The following is a 19155-nucleotide window of genomic DNA, read 5'->3' on the forward strand; positions in this document are numbered from 1 at the left end:
TTTTTTGTCAATAACTCTAAGGGGTCAATTTGCTCTGGCGAGAGGGGGTCAATTTAATTGGTATATCCAGATTACTTTGGTAGGATTGATGTGCTGGTAAATAACGCAGGGATTGGGTACTTTGGTGCCATTGAGGAGAGCGATGAACAAGAAGTTCGTAAGATGTTTGAAATTAACTTTTTTGGGCTTGACAGGCTTACAAGAGAAGTATTACCGATACTACGCAAGCAAAAGAGCGGGTTTATTGTCAATTTCAGTTCCATAGGAGGCTTGATGTCATTCCCGAGCGTTGGATACTACAACGCTACAAAGTTTGCTGTGGAAGGTTACTCTGAAGCACTCTCAAAAGAACTTGCTGATTTGGGTGTCAAAGTATTATTAGTAGAACCGGGACCTTTCCGTACTGATTGGGCAGGTCGTTCCGCTAATGAAAGTAATGAGCTGATTGCGGGATACGAGAATACCTCAGGTGCTACCAAGGGAAGCTTAAGGGGAATAAGCGGCAATGAACCTGGCGACCCGGTAAGAGCTGCTAAAGCAATTATAGCCGTTGTGGAAGATAAAAACCCGCCGTTAAGGTTACTTTTAGGAGCCGTTGCCTTTAACAACGCTTATGTGAAATTAAAGGAACTACAAACCGATTTCGATACATGGAAAGAGGTATCACTGGGAGCTGATTATCCTGAAAACTAAAAATGCAAAAGCCGCTAATCCCTGATAAGCGGCTTTTTTAATACCACGATTGTAACATGGGATTGAGAGTTATTGAGAGTTCACTCATCGGACATCAAATCACAAAAACATCTTAAAATAGGGTCTTGGACTGAAAACAAAAATTACTTGGACCTTTTAGATAATTAATGCCCTGTTTACCTCGGTAACTTTGAATAAATAAAAAAAATTAATCATGTGCGACAAACATTCTAACAATCCTGGTGATGCTTCCATGAGAAAATTTATCCAGCAGACAGCACTTGCTGGAGCCGGTCTTATAATGGCCAATCCTCTAAGCCTTTTTGCGGGTGAAAATGCGGCAAATGGCGCATTTGTCGGGAACATAAAATCTAGGGGGTATGCGGCCAAAGACGCATCCGGTATATTAAGCCTTTGGGAATTTGAACGCAGACCGGTGGGCGACAACGATATCCTTATCGAGATAAAATTTGCCAGTATCTGTCACTCCGATATTCATCAGTTAAAAGGAGATTGGGGAAAACAGCAATACCCACAGGTACCAGGGCATGAAATAGCCGGTATTGTCGCAGCAGTAGGTAGGAATGTTACCAAATTTAAGATTGGTGACCGCGCTGGTATCGGGTGTATGGTAAGCAGCTGTATGAAGTGTGAGAGCTGCAAACACGGTGAAGAGCAAAACTGCGAAAACAATGCCACAGTTTACACCTATGGAAATCCTGAAAGCGGTTCACCAACCGGAATCACCCAAGGAGGTTATGCCAATAATATTGTGGTAAACGAGCACTTTGCTATTCGTATCCCGGAAAATATAAGCCTTGAAGAGGCGGCTCCCCTTATGTGCGCCGGTGTAACAACGTACTCGCCATTAATGAGGGCTAACTTCAACAGGGGGGATAAGGTTGGCATTGCCGGTATTGGCGGCCTCGGGCATATGGCAGTGAAACTTGCTGTGTCAAAAGGTGCAGATGTATATGCCTTTACAACATCACCTGATAAGGTAAATGACATAAAAGGTTTTGGTGCCAAGGAAGTCATTGTAGTGGATGATATTGCAAAACTTAAACCCTACAGACACAAACTGGACTACATGGTTTCAACAATTCCGGCACAGTATGATATAGAATCTTATGCAACTGTAGTGAAGCGAGGCGGGTTTTATACACAATTGGGAATGCCGGTCGGACAGCAGCTTTCACTGAACGTTTTCGCCTTCGCAAGAACGGGTGTAAATTATAATAATTCCCTTATCGGAGGCATACCCGAAACACAAGAAGTAGTCAACTATTGCGCAGACAAGAAAATAGCACCAAAAATAGAAGTGATAAAAGCCTCGCAAATAAATGATTCATGGGCGAAAGTAGCCAATAAACAGGCCCGCTATCGATATGTAATAGACACGGCAACAATATAAAACAAAAAAACATGAGTAATAAAAAACTTGCCCTTATTACAGGGGCATCAAACGGAATAGGCTTTGAGCTCGCAAAGCTATTTGCAAAAGACGACTATGACCTCTTACTCGTTTCAAGAGGACAGGAAAAGCTGGAAGCGGCAAAAAAAGAACTTGCAATTTTTAATGTATCTATCACCACTTTTGCCGCAGACCTCTCTAAGTACGATGATATTATACGTCTGAAAGCCTGGGTTGAACAACAGGGATATATAATTAACGCTTTAGTACTTAATGCAGGTCAGGGTTATGGTGGTGACTTTTTACAGAAAACGGAACTCGCCAGGGAGCTGGAACTCATTAGGCTCAATGTGGACTCTTATGTACACCTTTCTAAACTTTTTATCAAAGACCTGGTGCGGAGAAATGAAGGATCTGTGCTAATGACATCTTCTGTATCTGGTACTGCGCCCATTCCTTATGAGGCTGTTTATGGCGCAAGTAAAGCCTTTGTAAATTCTTTTTTCTATGCGCTACGCAATGAAATAAAGACTACCAATATAAAAATGACCTTGCTAATGCCGGGTGCTACCGAAACAAACTTCTTTAAAAATGCAGACATGGCAGAGACAAAGGTTGGTTCCATGAAAAAAGATGATCCCGCAGAGGTCGCCTATCGCGGTTATTATGCACTCATGAGCGGACATGAATACGCATATGGTAGTGACGAGGTGGAATACGAAGGCGATGTGCTTAACAGGATACAAAGTGAATCGCAAAAAGCACAACGCCACAGGTTAATTTCACATCCTGACTCTACGTTAAATAAATAAACATCAAAAACCTATAAATATGAAACCATTAGAAAACAAGGTAACGGTAATCACTGGTGCCTCATCAGGAATTGGTGCTGAAAGCGCAAAACAAGTGGCCGCTCAAGGTGGCACCGTGGTCTTAGTGGCACGTTCCGAAGAAAAAGTAAAAGCAATAGTAGACGATATAACCAATGCAGGCGGGAAAGCGTACTATAAGATTGCTGATGTTAGCGACGCCAAACAAATGTTTGAACTCGCCACTTATTGTAAAGCCGAATTTGGCAAAGTCGATAACTTGGTCAATAACGCAGGGTTAATGCTTTTTTCATATTGGAAAGATGCGGCACTTGACGATTGGAATAAGATGATAGATACTAATATCAAAGGCTACCTGCATACAATTGCAGCATTTCTACCCGATATGATTGCTTCGAAAAGCGGGCATATACTCAATATGAGTTCGGTAGCTGGGATCCATACTGGCGAGGCTGCGGGAGTTTACAGTGCTACAAAATTCTTTATAAGGGGCATTACGGAAAGTCTTAGGAAAGAAGTCGGCGTAAAAGACAACATTTCAGTTTCAATGGTAAGTCCGGGAGTAATCGATACAGGATGGGCTGACAAAGTAAACAACGAAAGCGGAGCCGCTTTAGCTAAAGAACTCAACAAAGGTGCTATCAAACCTATAACAATAGCTAATGCCGTGGTTTACGTCCTAAGCCAGCCTGACGGGGTTGCGGTAAACGACATTATCGTATCCCCGACTCAGCAGGATTGGTAAAAATTATTTAACTAAAATATGATAAAGTAAAACTAAAATAATCAAAAACAAGAAATGCTATGAAAAAGAATATTGGAAAAAGAGTAGCCGTAACTGGCGGGCACGGAAAAGTGGGGCGTGTTGCAGTGCCTTACCTGAAATCACTGGGTTACGAGGTATTTGTCATCGATAAAGATTATGCCGATACTTTGGAAGAACCATTTATCAAAGCTGATATTACCGACTTTGGCCAAGCGCTGGATGCCCTCTCTTCTAAAGATATGGACGCATACGGACACCCTGAACCCAAAGCTTTTGATGTGATTGTGCACCTTGCAAGTATGGCGCATCCGCGCATGACCACTGATAGCGAAGAGTTCAGGGTTAACATGCTTGCTACCTACAATGTGTTTGAATCAGCCCGTAGACTGGGCATTAAAAATATAGTATGGAGTGCCAGTGAGGTCGCCTTGGGCGTACCCTTCGATAAAACGGACCCGCCCTACTTTCCTGTGGATGAAAGCTACCGCCTTAGGGGATATAATGCCTACTCCCTTACCAAGGTACTTGGTGAGGAAATGGCAAAGCAATTCTGCTTAAATGATCCACAATTGCGCATTACTTGCCTAAGGCTTTCAAACGTCATCAATACCGAAGAATACCCCAAATTCGAAACATGGCAAGATGATCCTACCGTTCGCCTTTGGAATGTTTGGACCTACATTGATAACCGCGATGCGGCACAAGCTATTGAATGTGCTATACGGTACGATAAAAGGGGAAAAGATGAATTCTTCATAGGAAATAACGAAACGGTTATGCGTAGGCCTACAGAAGACTTGGTTAACCAATACTTCCCAGATGTTGAGAAAAAAAGAAGCTTTGAAGGGAATGAAGCTGTTATATCCAATAAAAAAGCAAAGGATGTACTCGGGTACCAGCCACAATATCCATGGGAAGAACAAGTATAAAAAAAAAGTAGTTAATAGTAATATATTAAAATCAATATTATGAGCAAAATAGTTGCAACAACAAAATTTAGCTTTACTCCTGAAAATATGCAGGCAGGTAAGGAACTCTTGCTGTCATTTGTTGGTCCTTCTTCGACTCAGGAAGGCTGCGAATTTTATAATGTCTATCAAGACAATGAGAAACATAACGAATTTCTCATCGTAGACGGTTGGGACTCGCCTGAACATCTCCAGCAGCATATTGACAGCGACGAAATCGTCGCGATAGTCGCCCAAATTGATCCCTTACTTACCCAGCCAAAACAACTTTCTACGTTTACACAGATAAGCTAATCAGCCGATAATCCTAATTAGTGAGAATTCCATGGCTACCCCAAAGCAGCGCTTAATACCGCTGTCTTTAATTCACAGTCATAGCTGTCCAAGAATATTGTGTTTTTCTTCACGAGGATAGCAGTTCCCAAATGGGTCATCTGTCGCCTTTTACTTTGCCAGCCAGTTTATGTTTTTGGAATACTCAAAAATGCAATCAAACCAACAACGCGACGGATACTTGTATCGGTATTCAGAATTTTCAGTTGATTAAGCGCTTTTTTAAGCAGTATGATGCTCCTTAATTAAAAAATCATTATTATTACAGTAAGGGGCATACGGAAGATTAATCTTCCGTATGCCCCTTACTTAGGTTCTAGCCATCGGGCATCCCCTAAAGGGATGCCCGATGGCATAGTATCGCAACCCTCAAGCGCCGCCTCGCTTGAGCCTAAAGGTACAGTTTTTTAACTAAAAAAGCAAGTAGTGATAAAGAAGAAGAAAATTATATTTTTTGTCGCAAATATTTACTAAATTTGCGACAATAATAATGTTAACAACATGACTGAAAGCATTGAAAATAAGATCTTAGCAAAGATAAAAAAAAACCGAAGAGGCAGGATTTTTTTTGTCGATGACTTCATTGCCGTCGCCGTGGCCAAGACCGTTAACAAGACACTGGAACGACTCGCAACCAAAGGAGAACTTACCCGAATCGCAAGGGGTATCTATACCCGACCGGAAATGAGCAAGCTACTGGGCCAGCCATTGACCCCTTCAACAGAGGTTATTGCAAAGGCAATTGCCAAAAGAGACAGGGCACGTATCCTACCTACAGGTACTTATGCCCTTAATATGCTCGGGCTATCAACCCAGGTTCCCATGAACGTGGTATACCTGACTGATGGTGCTGCCCGGAAGATACAGTTGGGCAAAAGGAGTATCCTCTTTAAAAAAACCACCCCAAAAAACCTTGCTGTGGAAGGGGAACTCACCGGGCTTGCCATACAGGCATTGCGTGTTCTGGAAAAAGACAAGGTGACCGAGGAACAAGAACAAAAAATTATCGAATTCCTCAAAAAAGAAAAACCTGAAGTCCTGGCCCGTGACATCGCATTGGCACCGGAATGGATACGACAGATCATGAGAAAAGCACTTCCCTTAAAACCCTAACCATTATGCAGCACTGGCTAGAGCTCACCGACAAAGAGAAAATTGAAGTATATACTGAAATTGCTGCCCGCACCGGGATGACACCGCAGGCCGTGGAGAAAGACTGGTGGGTTACCACAACCCTTAACCTTTTATTCTCCAGTACTCCCGCTGAACACCTTGTCTTCAAAGGTGGGACTTCATTAAGCAAGGCATGGGATTTAATCGAACGCTTTTCGGAAGATATTGATTTGGCCCTGGATCGCAAATATCTGGGGTTTGAAGGGCCTATGACCGGTAGCCAGGTGAGAAAACTACGCAGGGCCTCCTATAAATATATATCAGAAGAGTTTTTTCCTGAACTGACGAAACTTTTTGAACAGAACGGCATCCCCGTCGAGCTAAGGCTAAGGGAAAGCAAAGACAGCGACCAGGACCCGCTGATCATAGAAATTTACTATCCCCATGTCTTTGAGTACAACGAGTATATTGAACCCCGGGTGCTCGTCGAAATAGGCAGCCGTTCCCTACGTGAGCCTTTCAGCCATCGCACGATCTCTAGCCTTGTGGCAAAACATTTCCCAGCACTCCCTTTTGCGGATACCTCCTTTGAAATAGCGACGGTAAACCCCGAGAGGACACTTCTGGAGAAAATCTTCCTGCTACATGAAGAATTTCAAAAGCCATCAGAGAATATCCGGGTGGAACGCCTGAGCAGGCACCTTTATGATGTCGACAGGCTAATTACGGTTTACGGGCCGCATATACTCGAAAATAAGGCGCTATACCAGGAAATCGTAACCCATAGGCGCACCATTACGCCGTTAAGGGGAATCGATTACAGCAGGCATAAGCCCGAATTCATAAATTGTATACCGCCTGAGGCGATCATAGCCGAATGGAGAAAAGACTATACTGTCATGCAGGAACAAATGATATTTGGGACAAGCCATTCCTTTGAGGACCTGGTAAAGAATATCATCAGTTTCCGGGCACAGCTAAATGCCCTTGATTGGAATCTGGAGGAATAATTTAGATAAATGGCAGTAGGGGCATAAACCTCAATAGGCAGCAAAACAACACAGCCTTATGCAATCCCAGCAACATGTAGTTTCTTGCTGGCCGCATTGCCGAAGCCATGGGATGTCTAAATTAATTGCACCTCCCAATTTCGAATTGTGATGCGATAAATATTTTAATGAAATCATCCGGCAACGATCAAGGCCTCCCATTAGACGGTTTGCTGCTGCTTTTAAAAGCCCTGATTAACTTCCTTATTTCGTCCATAGCATACTTTGTGCGGTCTTTCGGGCCATACATTAATAGTAGCATTAGCAGCAGCATCGGTATAAAAAGCACCAAACCTACAGCAATGATTTTGGGCAGGTTTAAATATTCCAACATAACTTTTAATTTATTCATTTCACTATTAGGCAATATCATTTGATTCCAACTCAACCGTTCTATAATTTCTAATTTTGCAGCAATTAAGAACAGTTACATTTATTTCGGTGTAACATGAAAAAGGGCTACAGCCAGCGAAAATATCTAAGGCCTGAAAAATAAAATAGGACAGGTTTTTTAAAAATACAACTGATTGAATTTCAGGTCGTTATATAGAAATCACTTTTCAATTCAACTTTAGCACAAATGAAATGCTATTAGAAATTTATTTTAAGGCATGAAAAAAACACGATAAAAAAGCACTGTTAACGACACCGAAAGTCATAGTATCTTTACACACCTAAATATTACATAATTGAAAAATTGGCAAAATAAATATTGGAAAATGATGCTTGCTGAAAACTTTGATGCTGCAATACCGTTGAAACTCAATAATTTCCCGGGATCTTTCTATAAGTACAGGGCACTCTCGGAAAGGACAATCGACATCCTTGAAAAGAATTATATATGGCTGGCCGAAATTGCCAGCCTTAATGATCCTTTTGAATGCTCAATCCAGTTTGACAACAACGAATGTTTAAGGAAATACTACGGTTCCCAAGACTTTCATGACTTGTTCGTTCAAATGACGGATAAAGCGCTTTCCAGTGCTGAAATTAGGTTACTAACCAAGAGTCAAAAGCCGTATGAAGAGTATATAAAGATATGTGCCGCCAAGAATATACCCCTAAAGCTATCACCGGAGCAGCAGCTATCAAAAGTGCAGGACAGATGGTCCGAAATTATATCAGAAACCAACCGTAAGCTTCGTATTTGCAGCTTTAGCCTCAATAACGATTCCTTGCTGTTATGGAGTCATTATGCCGAAGAGCATAAAGGTATATGTATTGAATACGACTTATTGGACAACGATATTGCCAGAGCATATATCCAGCCTGTCATTTACAGTTCTAAGGTTCCCAAAATTGGGATTTTTGAGGACTATAATACGATACAGATGGTTGCCTCAAGCCTGATCAAATCAAAAGAATGGGAGTATGAACAAGAATGGCGGATAACGATTTTTAAGCAATCAGAAAATTTTCCGCAAAAGTTGCAGGTACCCAAACCAGTTGCCATTTACCTGGGAACACGTTTTGAAGCAAACAACGAGGAATTAAAGGAAAAACTATATCAATTTGCAGCCATGAACAATATACCCTTGTACCCGATGAAAAAGCACCCGCAGGAATTTAGGCTTATACGAGGATAGCATTAGACGATAGATAAGAGCGCTATAGTTACGATTATTGGCTTAGGCAAATAATATTACAATTACCTATAATTATACGATGTTAAAATTATCAGAGGAGTATTATATTGATTACATTTGTAGGGAATTATAGTATCGGAATGAGGCCGTTAAAGCACTGTGACACACGTCTAAAATAACCGATTTCAGGTGTCAAATGCATGAAATGAAACATAATGTTTATTTCATTCGTAACATACTTATTTAATGTGTTTTAAGGAGATATTCATAAGACTCTCGCCTTTCGTGGCACTTTTAAAATTGATGTTGGAATAGCCAGGTTTTACTGGGCTTTCAGAAATAAGTTCGAATCCCATTGTGGTCACGGATAAAAAATCGTAATTAGTGTCTAAACTCTAATTACGATTTTTTTTGCTTGTAAACATTCTTCAAATTACTATATTAGAAGTGTAATAATTCCAGTCTTGCAGATTAGACAGGATTATTTTAAAGATATGGATGTAAGAATAGTATCTAAAACTTTCTCATTATCTGGGAAGAAAAACATTTTTCTGGACAATCAAAAACTATATTATACGATAACTGACAGTGTTGGTGGTCAGGAGTGCGTAAAGCTGATTGATAAGCAATCTAATATAGTAATAAGTATAATTATACGTGACATAACATTATTACAGGACAGTTATACGATACGTTTTTTGAATCGTGAAAATAAGCCCGTTGCATTTAAAAGAACTGAATACTGGAAGCATAATTATGAGGGCAGCTACCATGACGATACCTACACCATAAAAGAAAATGCCTTTAAAGTGTATGGCATCCTAAAAAACGGGCAGGAAATAGGTTACTGGCTGAAATCCCGAAATTTTTTGCCTACTAACGAAGATAATTTTAAACTCAGTGATGAAATTACAGACTTTGAACTTGTCCTTTCTTTGTGTTTAATAATTCATGAGAAAGAATCAGATAAAAGAAATCAGGGCTAAAGTTATCTAATTAAAACTCCTTCTGAACTCTACAGGAGACAGGTTGGTCTTGTTTTTAAACAGCTTACTAAACGACTGTGGATGCTCAAAACCCAGCCTGTAGGCTATTTCACTAACCGATAGGCTTGTGCCTGAGAGTTGTTCCTTAGCTTTTTCTATAACCTATGTACTCGTGGTGTTAGGTGCTGTGATTTACACTTACAAAGGCTTCACTTATATTTAGATGAGCATAAAAACAAAAAATACTAAATTTGCCCCCTTACCGCACAAGTAATAGAAATGGAAAATGCAGCAGGAAACTGGACCATGTGTCCGGAATGCCGTGGACAGGGCAAAAAAAGCAAAGGGCTTAGCAAAAAAGCGCAGCTCCTTTACCGTAAGGCGCTCCTCGAATGTAAAACCGCAGATGGAACAGGCACGCCATCCGTTCTTCCTAAAGCACACCTGTACCCATGCCAAAACTGTAGGGGAACAGGACTCATCCCTGCCGCCGCCCCTCCTGTACCAGATATGCAAACCTACCCGCACATAGCCATTATAGGCGGTGGTATAGGCGGAGTTGCCCTGGCTGTAGCCTGCCTGCACCGCGGAATCCCTTTTACCCTATACGAGCGTGACCCTGACTTCCATGCACGCTCACAAGGCTACGGGCTTACGCTGCAACAGGCAGGTAAAGCAATTGAGGCATTAGGCATTTCCCAATTAGAAGACGCTGTAGTTTCTACACGGCACCTGGTTCATGACCCGAGAGGGAAAATAATTGGCGAATGGGGCGCAAGAAAGTGGCTGGACTCAAATGCGGAGCTGCCGGAAAAACGCACTAACATGCATATAGCACGTCAATCGTTGCGGCTGGCGCTGCTAAAACAACTGGGCGGCCACGATGCCGTACAATGGGGGCACCAGTTGCTTGATTTTACAGAAGCTGATGGTGGCGGCATTAACCTGCGATTTCTTGTAGATGGAGAGATAAAAAATGTACACGCGGGCCTTTTAGTAGGTGCAGACGGTATACGCAGTACAGTACGAAAGCAGCTCATTGGCGAAAGCACTACTCCTTTATGCTACCTGGACTGTATTGTTATATTAGGCATTTGCCCCCTGGCAGCATTAGACGGGATTGATACCCCTTTGCTGGATTCGGCTACCGTATTCCAGACCGCAAATGGTAAAGAGCGTATATATATGATGCCCTATACGGCAAATGAGGTAATGTGGCAACTTAGCTTTCCCATGGCCCAGGCAGCCGCAACAGCATTAAGCGCGGGCGGATCAGGGCCACTTAAGGAAGAAGCCTGCCGAAGAACCCAGTGGCACACTCCCATACCCCAGATTGTAGCGGCAACGCCCGAAACCCGGATTTCAGGATACCCCGTATACGACCGGCAATTACTATCGGCTAATTTATTAGAAAAAGCAGGCTCCATAACACTTATAGGAGATGCCGCCCACCCTATGAGCCCATTCAAGGGGCAGGGCGCAAACCAGGCACTGCTCGATGCCCTTGCCCTGGCAAGGAGCATCTCTAAAGGCTGCAAATCTGCAGGGTGGATAAAAACCGGTATACGAAAAAGTGTATTGGCTGCATTTGAATCTGAAATGCTTAAACGCAGTGCTGTTAAAGTAAAAGATTCGGCAACTGCGGCAGGGCTGTTGCATTCTGAAATAGTGCTTAAAGAAGGAAATGCCCCCCGGGGCCGCTGCCTGAAGGAAAACAAATAATTACGGCAGGCGTGGCATAGTTAATTAAAACTCCTCCTGAATTCAACCGGTGAAAGGCTGGTTTTGGTTTTAAACAGCTTGCTGAACGACTGCGGGTGCTCAAACCCCAGGCTGTAGGCTATCTGGCTTACTGATAAATCGGTTACAGAAAGCTGCTCCTTAGCTTTTTCAATCAGCTTGTTGTGTATGTGTTGTTGCGCGTTTTGCCCCGTAAGCGAACGCAGCATGTCGCTAAGGTAACTCGGCGATATATGTAGCTTATCGGCAAGATATTGCACGGTAGGTATACCACTGTTTAGCGACTGTTCGTTACCGAAGTACTCATCCAGAATTTCCTCCAGGTTTTGCAGCAGGTTGTTGCTTACGGCTTTGCGGGTTATAAACTGGCGGCGATAAAAACGGTTAGCATAATTAAGTAGCAGCTCAATTTGCGAGATGATAACATCCTGGCTAAAATCGTCGAGGCGGCTGCTGAGTTCTTCTTCAATAATCTCAAAAATTGAAATGATAACAGCTTTCTCCTTGTCAGAAAGGTGTAGTGCCTCATTAGCTGAATACGAGAAAAAGCCGTACTGCTTTATCTTTTTTGCCAGCGGGTAAGACAGTAAAAAGTCAGGGTGGATAAGCAGGGTATACTGTGAGCACACACCACCGTGGTTTTCATCTTTACCAATTATTTGCCCGGGAGCAGCAAAAAGTAATCCCCCTTCATCAAAATCATAATAGTGCTGGCCGTATTTTATGCGACCGCTAAGGCGTGGCTTGTATGATATTTTATAAAAATGAAGGATGTGCGACTGCGGAACGTCATGTTCTACCACGCGCGTACTTTCGGCACCCAGTATGGTTATAAGCGGGTGGTTAGGCTCGGGCAGGCCAAAGGCACGTGCGGCTTCGGTAAGTGATGTAAAGTTATGCGGGGTATGCTCTTCCTTTTTCATATACTGGAAATTTATATAAAGGTAACCGATAATCTGTTGACTACCGGTTACCTTGCAGTAACTGACTCTGTTTTTTATCCCTGTGCGGCATTGGCAACGTCTTCCCAGGCTTCCCATTCGGCCATACGTTTGGCATATTCAGCTTTTACCCACGCCAGGTTGTTGCTGCCTAAAGACAGGCGCAGCGGCGGGTTTTCGGCATCTACAGCGGCAAACAATCCGTTAGGGGTAGCATCAGGGTTGCCACGCTCCATATTTTGCAGGCTTTGGAAAAAGTTGTTTTTATAATCGGTATAAATATCCATGCCCGGGGCAAATTTAAGCGATTCCTGCGTGCCAAACTCGGTAGCATAAGCGCCCGGTTCTATAATAGTGACCTTGATGTTGAAGTCTTTAAGCTCAAGCGCAAGGCTTTCATGTATGGCCTCAAATGCCCATTTAGATGAGGCATAGTAGCCAATAACCGGCAGGGTTACGTGCCCCAAATTGCTCGATGTGCCCAGTATATGGCCATAGCCCTGTTGCCTAAGCAAAGGTAAAGCTGCCTGTATAACGGCAAGTGCGCCAAAAATATTGGTATCATACATGGCCTTAACATCATTGGCACTTGCTTCTTCAATAGTACCCACCAGCGAATAGCCTGCATTGTTAAGCACTATATCCAGCCTGCCGAAGTGGGCATGGGCTTTTTCAATAGTTTCTTTGGCCTGGGCGGCATTGGTAACATCAAGCTCAAGCGTAAGTACGTTTTCGCCAAATTGTTCGTTAAGCGCGGCTATGCTTTCCAGCTTACGGGCTGTGGCGGCTACTTTATCGCCACGTTTCAGTGCTGCTTCGGCCCATACACGGCCAAAACCGCGCGACGCCCCTGTTATAAACCAAACTTTTGTACCGTCTGTTGTTTTTTGATCTGACATTGTAATATGTTTTAAATTGATAGTACAAAGTTCGGCAGGTGGTGTGTGCTGCACGTAGCCTAATCGGGTGAGGACTTAGCCTAAATGAGAAAAAGTGCAGTTAGGGATTTATCAGTCTGATGCTGTTGGATAAAGTTTTCTTAAATACGGCCTTGTATAGGGCTATTATTAGTAACTTCAATAGGAGTTTTGCTTATGCAATTCTTTAAAAAAAGAATATATTATGGAAAATATAAAACGCAGTTTTCTGGATAAAACAGTAGTAATTACCGGGGCCAGTAGTGGTGTGGGCCGTGCCGCTGCCGAAGCTTTTGCACAACTGGGCGCTAATGTAGTAATTGTTGCCAGGGGACAAAAAGGAATAGACGAAGTGGTTGAAGTTTGCCGTAGCTTAAATGCTACTGCCATAGGTGTTTCGGCCGATATGTCTGTAGAGCAGGATGTCGAAAGAGTAGTGGGAGAGGCGTTGCAAATTAACGGCAGGATTGATGTATGGATAAATAATGCAGGTGTGATGGCCAGTGGCAAGTTTGAAGAAATACCCATGGAAATACACGAACAGGTAATTAAAACCAACCTGTTTGGCTACATGCATGGGGCTTACAACGCCCTCAAAATCTTTAAAGAACAGAATGAGGGCATCCTGATAAACAATGTATCTATTGGCGGGTTTATGCCTGCACCGTACAGCGCGGTATATTCTGCTACAAAGTATGGTATAAGAGGTATGATGGAATGCCTTCAGGGCGAGATTTCTAACAGGAGGCACATACACATCTGTAACCTGTACCCTCAACTTCAAAACTCAACAGGCAACCTACACTCCGCAAAATACTCAGGGTTTAGTTTGTCTATCCCCCCAATAGCGTCTGACCCGCGTGAAACGGCAGCAAAAATGGTGCGGCTGGCAAAACATCCTAAAAAAGATACATTCCCGGATTTTAAGTCGGCAACTATTACTACTATTTACAAAATGTTTCCCAAGTTGGTAATTAATACGGCTTCGGCGGCAGTGCGCCTAAAAATGAAGCTCAATAAAGATAAAGATGGCAACCCCGGTAATGTTTTAACCCATTCTAAAGAGCCGCTACGGGTTTATGGCAAGCAGCCCTCTGTTAACGCTAATATAGGCCTGGCCGTTGCAGCCGGATTGGGTGTAGGTTTAGTATTGTTTGCACTAAAGAAAAAGGCGTAACTAATTCCTCTGTTTACCCTTCCTGTTTTTTTGCCTCAATATCTTTATAAAATAAATCTACCAGGTTTACCAGGGCGTTTTTAATATCCTGCTTTCCTTCAGGCTGGGTAATATCTATGCCACAAAACGTGTTGCAGTTTACCCCGGCATACATATTCATGTAGTAAATGCCGGCAATCAGTATGCCTACGGTAGACCTGTATTCTTTAGCAAACTTGCCAAAAAACGGGTCGGTAATATTGGTAAGCAGTACTTCTCCCACGGCTTCGCGCTCATCGGCCACCGCCTTTAATGATTTACGGCTTTCATACAAACCCCACATCATAAGTTTTTGAAGCTCATCATTACCGTCAAGAACATCATATTGCTGTAAGAGCATGTGTTTGGTAAAATCCTGCCCGCCATCGGTAATAACAGGCGGGGCTTGGTCCTGGCTTACATTACTCCAAAAATCCAGTGAGCTTATATATTCGTCAACCAGGTTATCGCGGCTGCCAAAATATTTATAGATGAGTTTTTTATCGAGTCCTGCGGTCGCAGCAATATCGTTAACCTTCAGGCCTGTAAAGCCTTCGGTTTTCAAAAGCTTGCCAACTGCATCTAAGAGTTGCTGCTTGCTCCGTTCTTTGTTTCTTCCCGGGGGTGTTTTATCGGTCATTAATTATTGTTAATAATTATGAAACAAAAATACAACGAAATTTTGTCACTATTTAGTGACTTTGTTTATATTTGTCCCCAGAATGTAAACAGTCCACATCCAACGTTGTTATATTTAGGGAGTAAAAAAGTCCGTGAAAAAGAAATCTAACCAGTCACTCCTCACAAAAAAGCCCCTTGAATAAAGGGGCTTTTTTAATTTTTTATTATACTGAAAGCTATAGTTTTACCTGTAAAGTCACGTAAAAAGTACGCGGGTCGCTTGGTAGTATACCGGGGCCGGGATAGCCTGTGGCGCGGCGTGTAAAGTAATAATTGTTGGTAAAGTTATTAATACTGCCTTCCAGTTTAAAATTACGCCAGGTATAAGATGCAGAAAAATCAGCTACATAATAGGATGGTATTTGCCCGAAGATACCGTATGTGTTGTCATTAGCATCGGTAACTGTATTTCCGCTGTCTGTAAACTGTTCTGAAAGATAAGTTAGCTGTAGCGATGCCTTAAAATTGCCATAGCCTGCGGTTGTACCTGCCTTAAGGTTTACAAGCGGTACAAATTCTACCATATTCCCTTCAATATTAGGAGCATCTGATTGTAAATATTCGCTTCCGGTAAGGGCGTTGTTTATAAAGGCTGTCCATAAAAATTTTTCATTTTCTTTAAAAAAAGTATTGCTTATGTTCCAGTCGGCCAGCATTTCCCAGCCGTAGGTAAGCGCTGTACCTATGTTGCTGCGGTAGCGCACCACGGCAGCGCTGCCGTTAGGGTTAGGAGCCAGGTATTCGCCTATTTTGTCGTTGTAGTACAGTGCATAAATATTGGTGTCAAAGCTAAAACGGTCGTCTATTTTTCCGCGGAGGCCCAGGTCAAACGTAAAGCCCTTTTCATCGGTAATGGTTGGGTCTATGGCAAGGCCGGGGCTGGCAGTGCGTATATCATTAAACGTAACCGAACGGTAGTTTTGCGATACGTTTGCATACCATTCTGTTTTTGCCGACGGCTTGTAGCTAAAGCCAATGCCGGCCAGCAGGAAGTTTCGGTTTTTTTCTATGTTTTCCTGTTCCAGGATATCAAGAATTACGTTGCCCGCCTGGTCTGTATTAATACGGCGCCAGTAGCCATCAGCCTTTGTGCTGATGTTTTCAAAGCGTATACCCGGCGTAACGGTAAATACCGGCGAAAGGCGGAACATATTTTCGGCAAACAATGCTATATTTTGGTTAGGGTAGGTATAATCGCTCTGGCTGGTATAGTTGGGGAACTCAGTATTGGCAAAGCTAAAATCAGCCCCGCTGTCGCTGCTTCCGGGGCCCTGGGTGGCGGTATTGCGCGCCCGGTAGTATTTAGCCCCGACCATAAAGGCGCTTTTCTGACCCTTTAGGTTATATTGCTGAAGAAATTTAGCCTCTGCACCCCCGTTTACAAACTCGCCCTTAATCAGGTCGCGCACTGTGCCGGGTACATCGGCGGTAGCCACACGGTTGGTAAGGTAACCCAGTGCACTACGGCTGGCATTAAGGCCAAAGAGCTGCACTTCAAGACGGGCATCATCTGTAAAGGCGTGGTTAAAGCGGAGGCTGTACAGGTTCCAGTTTACATCAAACCAGTTACGTGTGCGGTTGCTCTGGAACATGTCCTGATTGAACATATAATCAGTTAATCCACCCGGCTGCTTGGCCAGATAGTCAAACATTGTATAATCAAAATGCAGCGATGTTTTTGGTGTAAACGCGTAGTTGAGGTTAATGAAAAAATTACGGCTGTTGTATTGCGCATTGGGCCTGAAACCATCGCCCTGCTTATAATTGAAAAAGGTGTAATAGCTAAATTTTCCGGCGGTGCCGCTAAGGCTGGTAAAGTTAGAATACATGCCGTAAGACCCGGCAGTGTTGCGGAGTGTGATTTCAATAGGCTTGGCAGAAGGTTTGTGCATTACAAAGTTTACAAGGCCGCCAAACTGTGTGCCATATTGCAGTGATGCAGCCCCACGGATAACCTGTATCCGTTCAACACCCTCGGTAGGTGGGGTGTAATAACTTTCGGGGTAACCCAAAACATCGGCGCTTATGTCATAACCGTTTTGACGCGTGTTGAAGTTGCTGGTGCGGTTGGGGTTAAGCCCCCGGCCGCCAATATTGAGTTGCAAACCACCATCTGAATTTTCGTTAAAGGTTAGCCCCACCACCTGTGCATATACCTGGCGCATATTGTTTACCGCCTTGTTTGCCGTAAGCTTGTCTACTTCTATAACCTCAGTTTTTTTACCGGCATAGATGGATGCGCCTTCAATATCTTTAAGGTGGGTAAGGGCAAACAGTTTTTCGCGGTTACGCTCTATAACCACTTCGTTAAGTTCGGTAATTTGCTGTAATATAATGGTAACCGGTTTGCTTGCTGTAATATCTTCTTCTATAATGGTATAGCCCTCTTTGCAAAATACCAGGTGTAGCTTTTCTTTTGTGCTTTCAATTACAAATGTGCCATCCGGGCCGGTCAATATGCTGGTGCCGTTTTCAGGGTTGATGACCTGTACGCCGGTAAGTGCTGCGTTGTTTTCATCTGCTACAACTCCGGTATGGCTTTGCGCCGAGAGGTGCTGGCTCAGGAAAAAAAGTATGCTAAAGCCCGCCAATAGTGTCTTTAAACGGCAGTATCCAGGTTTTATGGGCAAATGATTCATGTTCTTTTGCAAGGTTAACGTTTGGGTTAATGTAAGGGGCATTGAGGCGGCCGTTTAGTGCAACATAACTCTCAGCATATACTTGCGGGTCGGCCATGCCTTTAGCTTTAAAAGTATCGTGCAGGTAGTGTGCATATTCCAGTATAAAATCGGGCTGGAAAGACATTTGTTTTTCCTGGAACGCCGTAAGGTAATCGCGGTTGTTTATGTAAGCGGTAGCGCCGGTTTTACTATCTACAATGCGGAATTGTACGTACCCGACCTTTTCCATAAGCATTACCCGCCAAGAAAAGCGGAAGCCTTCTTCGGTCCAGAATAATTCGCCGGGGTAGAGCAGGTAGCGGAAAGGCAGTATAAGCTGTATTGCAATAAAAATAGCAAGAAAGTAGCCAATGCCCTCTGAGGCAAAATATTTATTGACCGTAACAATAGATGCTGGCAATGCCTTTTTCTTTCCGAATGTGATAATGCTATACACTACCCCAAGCGCCCTCCTGTGAAACTGCGGGCTGAAGAAAATAAGCGATGAAACAATCATTACTAACGGGAATACCCCGATAGGGAATAATATCCGTGTAAGCGAATGGAACACCACCACCAGTACAAACCCAAAAAGGCGGGTGCGGCGGTTGAGCAGCAAAAAGACAATAAAAAGGTCATACACCGCACCAATGTAACTAAAGGCGTAGGCTACCCATTGTTTACCCAGCCATGGGCCAATTAGTGGCAGGTGTGTGTTGCCGGTAAGCCATATTTTAAGCGGCATGGCGTTTATAAGCCAGTCGGTATTAAGCTTAGCAAGGCCTGCATAAAAATAGACGATTGCCAGCAGCACCTTTAGCACATCTACCGTGTAACGGGGTACAATAGCACTTGCTATAAGGTGGTTCCGTTTGGCATCTAATGAGAAGAAGGCGTTGGCAGGCAAAAATATCATCACAAAACTTACCAGCGATATAAAATAGTAATGGTTTAAGTATGTGGTTTTATCCATAAGCTCTATGTATGTAAAGCTCAGGAAAAACAGTATGCTGCCCAGCCTGTAGCGGTATCCTAAAGCAACCATAAGCGCTGATAGGGCGCAAATAATGAAGATGCCGTAGGTGTAAATGCCCAAAGGCTTAACCCAGCCAAAACCGAAGTATGTAAAATGAAATGCCGGGGCAATGTAAAACTTGTCTATCCATCCGTTACCGGCAAACCGTATGATGCTGAAAAACATCATAAGCCCGAATGCCACACGGAAAAAAGCCAGTGAGGCAGCATCGGTTTTCAGGTTTAGGTATGAACGGAATGTAAGCATG

General features: G+C 43.2%; 18 protein-coding genes and 1 pseudogene. 12 read left to right on the forward strand and 7 right to left on the reverse strand.

The window, feature by feature from the left end:
* Window positions 1-57 precede the first annotated feature (57 nt).
* The 8 genes from AM279_RS20010 (at window position 58) to AM279_RS20045 (ending at window position 7127) form a co-directional block, all read left to right on the forward strand.
* Entirely contained in the window at window positions 58-693 is a 636-nt protein-coding gene (locus AM279_RS20010) for an SDR family NAD(P)-dependent oxidoreductase (protein WP_054409877.1), read from the forward strand.
* Window positions 694-907: 214 nt separating this feature from the next.
* Window positions 908-2107 carry an NAD(P)-dependent alcohol dehydrogenase gene (locus tag AM279_RS20015; RefSeq protein ID WP_054409879.1) on the forward strand — a complete coding sequence of 400 codons (1200 nt, stop codon included), beginning with the start codon at window positions 908-910 and terminating at the stop codon, window positions 2105-2107.
* Window positions 2108-2118: 11 nt separating this feature from the next.
* Window positions 2119-2919 carry an SDR family NAD(P)-dependent oxidoreductase gene (locus tag AM279_RS20020; protein ID WP_054409881.1) on the forward strand — a complete coding sequence of 267 codons (801 nt, stop codon included), beginning with the start codon at window positions 2119-2121 and terminating at the stop codon, window positions 2917-2919.
* A 19-nt stretch (window positions 2920-2938) separates the two neighbouring features.
* Window positions 2939-3682: an SDR family oxidoreductase gene (locus AM279_RS20025; RefSeq protein ID WP_054409883.1), complete on the forward strand. Its 744-nt coding sequence runs from the start codon at window positions 2939-2941 to the stop codon at window positions 3680-3682.
* 59 nt (window positions 3683-3741) lie between these two features.
* Window positions 3742-4632 carry an NAD-dependent epimerase/dehydratase family protein gene (locus tag AM279_RS20030; RefSeq protein ID WP_054409885.1) on the forward strand — a complete coding sequence of 297 codons (891 nt, stop codon included), beginning with the start codon at window positions 3742-3744 and terminating at the stop codon, window positions 4630-4632.
* A gap of 39 nt (window positions 4633-4671) precedes the next feature.
* On the forward strand, window positions 4672-4965 hold the full coding sequence (locus AM279_RS20035; RefSeq protein WP_054409887.1) for a putative quinol monooxygenase: 294 nt from the start codon (window positions 4672-4674) through the stop codon (window positions 4963-4965).
* A 540-nt stretch (window positions 4966-5505) separates the two neighbouring features.
* Window positions 5506-6117, forward strand: a complete 612-nt coding sequence (locus AM279_RS20040; RefSeq protein WP_054409889.1) for a DUF6088 family protein — start codon at window positions 5506-5508, stop codon at window positions 6115-6117.
* A 5-nt stretch (window positions 6118-6122) separates the two neighbouring features.
* The gene (locus AM279_RS20045) at window positions 6123-7127 is read left to right on the forward strand and encodes a nucleotidyl transferase AbiEii/AbiGii toxin family protein (RefSeq protein WP_054410440.1); all 1005 of its coding nucleotides are present in this window, start codon (window positions 6123-6125) and stop codon (window positions 7125-7127) included.
* Between the two features lie 187 nt (window positions 7128-7314).
* On the opposite strand, the gene AM279_RS20050 is transcribed toward AM279_RS20045, so the two are convergent.
* Window positions 7315-7500 carry a hypothetical protein gene (locus tag AM279_RS20050; protein WP_152926069.1) on the reverse strand — a complete coding sequence of 62 codons (186 nt, stop codon included), beginning with the start codon at window positions 7498-7500 and terminating at the stop codon, window positions 7315-7317.
* A 355-nt stretch (window positions 7501-7855) separates the two neighbouring features.
* On the opposite strand from AM279_RS20050, the gene AM279_RS20055 reads away from it, so the two are divergent.
* A complete protein-coding gene (locus tag AM279_RS20055) occupies window positions 7856-8752 on the forward strand; it encodes a DUF2971 domain-containing protein (RefSeq protein WP_054409893.1) in 897 nt (298 codons plus the stop codon).
* Between the two features lie 494 nt (window positions 8753-9246).
* Window positions 9247-9738, forward strand: a complete 492-nt coding sequence (locus AM279_RS20060; protein ID WP_054409895.1) for a hypothetical protein — start codon at window positions 9247-9249, stop codon at window positions 9736-9738.
* 6 nt (window positions 9739-9744) lie between these two features.
* Here the strand turns inward: AM279_RS20060 and AM279_RS20065 are convergent.
* Window positions 9745-9900: pseudogene (locus tag AM279_RS20065) on the reverse strand (helix-turn-helix domain-containing protein); the annotation flags it as partial.
* 117 nt (window positions 9901-10017) lie between these two features.
* On the opposite strand from AM279_RS20065, the gene AM279_RS20070 reads away from it, so the two are divergent.
* Window positions 10018-11460: an FAD-dependent oxidoreductase gene (locus tag AM279_RS20070; protein ID WP_054409897.1), complete on the forward strand. Its 1443-nt coding sequence runs from the start codon at window positions 10018-10020 to the stop codon at window positions 11458-11460.
* Window positions 11461-11480: 20 nt separating this feature from the next.
* Here AM279_RS20070 and AM279_RS20075 read toward each other — a convergent pair whose 3' ends face one another.
* The gene (locus AM279_RS20075) at window positions 11481-12401 is read right to left on the reverse strand and encodes a helix-turn-helix domain-containing protein (protein WP_054409899.1); all 921 of its coding nucleotides are present in this window, start codon (window positions 12399-12401) and stop codon (window positions 11481-11483) included.
* 74 nt (window positions 12402-12475) lie between these two features.
* Complete coding sequence (locus tag AM279_RS20080) at window positions 12476-13318, reverse strand: SDR family NAD(P)-dependent oxidoreductase (RefSeq protein WP_054409901.1); 843 nt, start codon at window positions 13316-13318, stop codon at window positions 12476-12478.
* A gap of 223 nt (window positions 13319-13541) precedes the next feature.
* Here AM279_RS20080 and AM279_RS20085 point away from each other — a divergent pair, with 223 nt between their 5' ends.
* A complete protein-coding gene (locus AM279_RS20085; protein WP_054409903.1) occupies window positions 13542-14513 on the forward strand; it encodes an SDR family NAD(P)-dependent oxidoreductase in 972 nt (323 codons plus the stop codon).
* Between the two features lie 13 nt (window positions 14514-14526).
* Here the strand turns inward: AM279_RS20085 and AM279_RS20090 are convergent, their stop codons facing one another.
* The 3 genes from AM279_RS20090 to AM279_RS20100 form a co-directional block, all read right to left on the reverse strand.
* On the reverse strand, window positions 14527-15171 hold the full coding sequence (locus AM279_RS20090) for a TetR/AcrR family transcriptional regulator (protein ID WP_054409905.1): 645 nt from the start codon (window positions 15169-15171) through the stop codon (window positions 14527-14529).
* A gap of 217 nt (window positions 15172-15388) precedes the next feature.
* Window positions 15389-17893 (reverse strand): TonB-dependent receptor domain-containing protein, encoded by a 2505-nt coding sequence (locus tag AM279_RS20095; RefSeq protein ID WP_236688535.1) that lies wholly within the window; start codon window positions 17891-17893, stop codon window positions 15389-15391.
* Window positions 17790-19154, reverse strand: a complete 1365-nt coding sequence (locus tag AM279_RS20100) for an HTTM domain-containing protein (protein ID WP_054409907.1) — start codon at window positions 19152-19154, stop codon at window positions 17790-17792. Before AM279_RS20100 ends, AM279_RS20095 begins: the two co-directional genes overlap by 104 nt.
* Window position 19155: the final 1 nt, after the last annotated feature.

The sequence above is a fragment of the Flavobacterium akiainvivens genome (assembly GCF_001278115.1).
GTDB lineage: Bacteria > Bacteroidota > Bacteroidia > Flavobacteriales > Flavobacteriaceae > Flavobacterium > Flavobacterium akiainvivens.